The organism is Bradyrhizobium nanningense (assembly GCF_004114535.1).
In the GTDB taxonomy this organism is placed as follows: domain Bacteria; phylum Pseudomonadota; class Alphaproteobacteria; order Rhizobiales; family Xanthobacteraceae; genus Bradyrhizobium; species Bradyrhizobium nanningense.
The window spans coordinates 1-224 of sequence record NZ_LBJC01000035.1 but is presented as its reverse complement, the minus strand read 5'-3'; the positions used below and the strand labels follow the sequence as shown (position 1 = coordinate 224).

Sequence of the window (224 nt, the reverse complement as noted above, 5' to 3'; positions counted from 1 at the left end):
GATTCGGAGGAGCAGCCTATGCAGTCAATTTCGACGATTGGTCTTGATATTGCGAAGTCGGTCTTCCAAGTGCATGGCGTTGATGCAGCCGGCCAGGTGATCGTACGCCGTCAGTTGAGGCGCCGCCACGTCTTGGCGTTTTTCCAGAAGTTGCCGCCATGCCTGGTGGGAATCGAGGCTTGCGCATCATCGCACTATTGGTCGCGCGAGCTGCAGGCGTTGGG

General features: G+C 58.0%; 1 pseudogene. It reads left to right on the top strand.

Annotated features, from left to right (window positions below):
* Positions 1 to 18: 18 nt before the first annotated feature.
* Positions 19 to 224: pseudogene (locus tag XH84_RS40430) on the top strand (IS110 family transposase); the annotation flags it as partial.